Annotated in this window: 3 protein-coding genes and 1 pseudogene; 3 read left to right on the top strand and 1 reads right to left on the bottom strand. The window is 74.6% G+C overall.

All coding sequences use genetic code 11. From position 1 onward, the window contains the following. Together G3I42_RS10795 and G3I42_RS10790 are read left to right on the top strand one after the other, a co-directional pair. Positions 1–1,033: pseudogene (locus G3I42_RS10795) on the top strand (hypothetical protein); the annotation flags it as partial. Between the two features lie 109 nt (positions 1,034–1,142). Then, the gene (locus G3I42_RS10790) at positions 1,143–1,910 is read left to right on the top strand and encodes a TetR/AcrR family transcriptional regulator (protein WP_164284786.1); all 768 of its coding nucleotides are present in this window, start codon (positions 1,143–1,145) and stop codon (positions 1,908–1,910) included. Here the strand turns inward: G3I42_RS10790 and G3I42_RS10785 are convergent. Beyond that, on the bottom strand, positions 1,888–2,586 hold the full coding sequence (locus G3I42_RS10785; protein ID WP_164284784.1) for a DUF4230 domain-containing protein: 699 nt from the start codon (positions 2,584–2,586) through the stop codon (positions 1,888–1,890). The genes G3I42_RS10790 and G3I42_RS10785 overlap by 23 nt on opposite strands. 356 nt (positions 2,587–2,942) lie before the next feature. Between G3I42_RS10785 and G3I42_RS10780 the strand changes: the two genes are divergently transcribed. Beyond that, the coding region (locus G3I42_RS10780) for an alpha-amylase family glycosyl hydrolase (RefSeq protein ID WP_239096381.1) at positions 2,943–4,202 on the top strand (1,260 nt) is incomplete at its 3' end.

Below are 4,202 nucleotides of genomic sequence, written 5' to 3'. Positions count from 1 at the left end.
CGGCCGCGCGCTGCGCTCCTGGGCCCACCCCGGCCCCCGTACGCACGTCTCGGCGACGCCCGGCACGCCGCTCGGCGGTCCCGCGGGCCCGCCCCGGCTGCTGTGGGCGGGGCACACGGCGGGCGCGAACGTCGTGCTGTTCTACGACGGGCTGCGCCTCGTGCGCTACGCGGAGGCGGCGGGCGACGGCTTCGGCGATCCGGCCATCGATTTCGTACGGGCCGACGGCGTGGACGAGGCGGGCGCGGCGGTGGTCGCGGTGGCGCGTACCGACGGCAACGTGCGGTACCTGACCGCGCCGTGGGTGAAGTCCGTGGCGCAGCGCGATCTGCGCGTCCCGCAGCGGGCGTCCACGCCGTTCAGGACGGAGCGGGACGGGACGGTGTGGCCCTTCCAGCAGCCCGGGCGCAAGCCCGCCCCCGACGGCGGCTGCACGACGTGGAACGCGGTGCAGGTCACCGGGCGCGACGGCCACGCGCGGCTCTACACCGACCTCGGCGACCTCCTGCCCGCGCACCTGACGACCGGCTCGCCGGGCGCGCCGGGCGAGGTCGACGACCTGGCGAGCAGGACCGCGTGGGCGCCCTCGGCCTGCTCGCTCGTGGCGGGCCAGGGGCGCGGGGTGCGGGCGGTCAACTCCTGGTCGTACGCGAGTCAGCCGCTGCCCGAGGGCGCGGGGACGGCGCAGTGGGCGTGCACGCGGATGGAGACGTGGCGCGGGGGCGGCACGCTGACGCTCGCCGAGTACCGCGCCCCGGGCCATCCGCTCGGCGCCGTCGCGGCGCAGGCGGCCGACTCGCCCTCGTGCGGCGCGCGGCGCCCTGACGTGCTGGCGGGCGCCATGTGGAAGGCGCCCTCGGGTACGTGGTACGTCCTCGCGGCGGGCTCCGAGGGCGTCGCCTCGATCACGGCGCGCGACGGCATCCGCGGCGCCTCGCCGACCCGCCTCTTCGCCCTTCCGGCGCGGGAGGGCGCGACGGCGACCCTGCGGGCCGCCCTCGTGGACGGCGGCACGCTCGACGGGCTGGGGTGAGTCCCGGGGCGGGCGGGGAACGGGGGTGCGTGGCAGGGGTGTTGGGTGCTCCGCCCCGTCCGCCCCCTCCCCCGTCCGCATAACCCCCGCCTCTCGGTAGGCTGTTCGTATGACGACCGGGGTGCGCCGCAGGATGGGTGTCGAGGAGCGTCGGGAACAGTTGATCTCCGTGGCACTGGAGTTGTTCAGCCGCCGCCCTCCCGCCGACGTGTCGATAGACGAGATCGCGGCCGCCGCCGGGATCTCGCGGCCCCTCGTGTACCACTACTTCCCCGGCAAGCTGAGCCTCTACGAGGCCGCGCTGCGGCGGGCGGCCGACGATCTCGCGCACCGCTTCGTGGAGCCGCACGAAGGGCCGCTCGGGGCGCGCCTGTCGCGGGTCATGGAGCGGTACTTCGACTTCGTGGACGCGCACGGCCCCGGTTTCTCGGCGCTCATGCGCGGCGGTCCCGCCGTGCCCTCCGGGGAGGCGGCGAACGCGCTCATCGACGCGGTGCGGCAGGCCGCGCGGGACCAGATCCTCGCCCACCTCGGCGTCGCGGAGCCCTCGGCGCGCCTCGATCTCGTCGTACGGTCGTGGGTCTCGCTCGCCGAGTCGACGGCGCTCCTGTGGCTCGACGGGCGGCGCCTGGAGCGCGCGGAGCTGGAACGGCAGCTCGTGCACGACTTCGTCGCGCTGCTCGCGGTGAGCGCGCAGCGCGATCCCGAACTCGCCGCGCTGCTGCGGGACATCCTGGCCGGGGAGCCCTTCGACGGGCCCTTCGCCGAGCTGGTCGCCGGGCTCCTCGCGCTCGCGCCCGCGGGGCTGCCGCAGGCGCGGGCGGAGGCGCGGACGGAGGCCGCCGCGCGAGAGGTCATTTCTTCGCCGCGTACGTGATGTGCACCGTGTCGAAGCCGAGCGAGTGCAGCAGCCCCTCCAGCATCGCCGTCGTGTTCTTCTCGGCGCGGCCGGTGAGTTCGCTGTCCTTGGCGGCGTCGCCGATGTGCTGCGCGGCGAGCTTCTGGACGGCGCGTTCGTCGTTCGGGTTGTCGGAGAAGAAGTCCCCGAGCCGGTCGAGGAGTCCGCGCTGCTTGGAGACCGCGTAGGAGCGGTCGGGGTCGAGCGCGGGCTTGCCGAGCACGGCGTGCGGCAGGCGCAGGGTCGCCTCGGTGCGGTCGTCGTTCACGCGGACGTCGTCGTCCTTGAGGCCGCCGAGTTCCACGTACGCGGAGACGGTGCCCGCGCCGACGTAGAGGGTGCGCTTGCCCTTGAGGGCGTCGGGGAGGTACTTCGTGTCCTTCTCCAGGTCCACGACCACCTGGAAGTTGCCCGTGGCGGCCTCGTAACGGCTCATGTCCTTGATGGACTTGAGCAGCGCGGGGCCCGTACGGTCGTGGGTCTCCTCGCCGAACAGCTCGCCGAGGCCGGGGATCACGGCGAAGCGGATGAGCAGCGTGAACAGCACGACGAGTGCCACGAGGGCGGCGAGGAGCTTCCCCCACCAGGGCAGGCCGGTCCGGCGTCGCGGCGTCGTTTCCGCCCTCTCCTCGGACACGGCGGTCTTCTGGGGCATGACGGCGCTCCCCTCTCTCCCGTAGGGGCCGCGCGCTCGCGTCGGCCCGTCCTTCACAGCTCTCTGATGCCCAAGACGGGGGCGATCAGGCGTCGTTGGCACACGACGGGGCCCAGTGGTGACAGGGCCGTGACAGAACCGCGGTGCCGGGACGATCAGCCGGGGGCCGGACCGGGTCGCGAAGGAGCACGAGGGCGGCACGAAGCCGTCAATTCATGACGTTCTGCGGGACTCCGGGTCGGTACGTCCGTTGATCGGGTATGACCGTGACAGGTGCCCGGCGGCTCGCTCTCCTCCCCCAGCCGCCGCCGGGCGCCGCCCCGTCCTCGGATGCGAAGCGAGCAGAAAGGCCCCTCATGTCGCAGGCCCCCGTCCGTCCCCCCGCCGCGCGCGCCTGGTGGCGGGACGCCGTCATCTACCAGGTGTACGTGCGCTCCTTCGCGGACAGCGACGGGGACGGGGTCGGCGACCTGCGCGGCGTGACGAGCCGGCTGCCGTATCTGGCGGGGCTCGGCGTGGACGCGGTGTGGCTCACGCCGTTCTACGCCTCGCCGCAGGCGGACGGCGGCTACGACGTCGCCGACTACCGCGCGGTCGACCCGCTCTTCGGCGACCTCGCGGACGCCGCCGCGCTCATCGAGGCGGCGCACGGGCACGGGCTGCGCGTCATCGTCGACGTCGTCCCGAACCACACCTCCGAGCAGCACCCGTGGTTCCGCGCCGTGCGCGCCTCGCCCGCCGCGCCGGAGCGCGCGTACTACGTGCTGCGCCCCGGCCGCGGCGAGCACGGCGAACTGCCGCCCAACGACTGGGAGTCGGTCTTCGGCGGCCCGGCGTGGACACGCCTGCCCGACGGCGTCTGGTACCTGCACCTGTTCGCCCCCGAGCAGCCCGACCTGAACTGGGAGCACCCGGCGGTGCGCGCCGAGTTCGAGGACGTGCTGCGCTTCTGGCTCGACCTCGGAGTGGACGGCTTCCGCGTGGACGTGGCGCACGGGATGGTCAAGGCGCCCGGGCTGCCCGACGTGGGCCGGGCCGGGCAGGCGCGCATGCTCAACACCGAGGTGCTGCCCTTCTTCGACCAGGACGGCGTGCACGAGATCCACCGCTCCTGGCGCGCGCTCCTCGACTCCTACCCGGGCGAGCGCATCGAGGTCGCCGAGGCGTGGGCGCCGACCTCCGAGCGCCTGGCGCTGTACGTACGGGCCGACGAGGCGCACCAGGCGTTCAACTTCCAGTACGTACTGGCCCCCTGGGAGGCGCGGGCACTGCGCGAGGTGATCGACGCCTCGCTCGCCGCGACGGGCGCGGTCGGGGCGACGACGACGTGGGTGCTCTCCAATCACGATGTCGTGCGGCACACGACGCGGTACGCGGCGGGCGACCCGGCGCGCGGGCTGCGACGCGGGCGTGCGGCGGCACTGCTCACACTCGCGCTGCCGGGCTCGGCGTACGTGTACCAGGGCGAGGAACTGGGGCTCCCGGAAGTGCTCGACCTGCCGGAGGAGGCGCGGCAGGACCCGGCGTACTTCCGGGGCAGGGCTGTCACGCGGGAGAGCGGCGGGGCCGACGGCGCGGGCGCGATGGGAGCGGGCGCGGCGGGGGCGGGGGCGGCG

Origin of the sequence: Streptomyces sp. SID11385, assembly GCF_010548245.1 — a bacterium.
GTDB lineage: Bacteria > Actinomycetota > Actinomycetes > Streptomycetales > Streptomycetaceae > Streptomyces.
The sequence above is the reverse complement of the archived record's forward strand: the minus strand, read 5'-3'. Positions and strand labels throughout refer to the sequence as shown.